The sequence below is a fragment of the Cocleimonas sp. KMM 6892 genome, assembly GCF_035798195.1.
Taxonomy (GTDB): domain Bacteria; phylum Pseudomonadota; class Gammaproteobacteria; order Thiotrichales; family Thiotrichaceae; genus Cocleimonas; species Cocleimonas flava.
The window spans coordinates 1-413 of sequence record NZ_JAPFBV010000028.1; the positions used below are offsets into that span (position 1 = coordinate 1).

At 43.1% G+C, this 413-nt stretch carries 1 protein-coding gene; it reads right to left on the reverse strand.

The window, feature by feature from the left end:
- Positions 1–413 (reverse strand): EF-Tu/IF-2/RF-3 family GTPase (locus tag OO007_RS20230; protein WP_325810189.1); only part of this gene is annotated, 413 nt, incomplete at both ends.

Below are 413 nucleotides of genomic sequence, written 5' to 3' on the forward strand. Positions count from 1 at the left end.
GTATGACGACCACCCTCATCTTTTGATAAAACATATACTTCTGCTTCAAACTTTGTATGCGGCGTAATTGACTTTGGCTTACATAAAACCTGACCACGCTCTACATCTTCACGTTTAGTACCACGTAGCAATACACCTACGTTATCACCTGCCTGACCTTGATCAAGAAGCTTACGGAACATTTCAACACCCGTACAAGTTGTTGTAGTAGTGTCTTTGATTCCAACGATTTCGATTTCATCACCTACGTGAACGATACCGCGCTCGATACGACCAGTAACAACTGTACCACGACCAGAGATTGAGAATACATCTTCTACTGGCATCAGGTAATCACCATCGATAGCACGCTCTGGCTCAGGGATATAAGTATCTAGCGCTTCAACCAACTCAACAATCTTAGCTGTATAAGC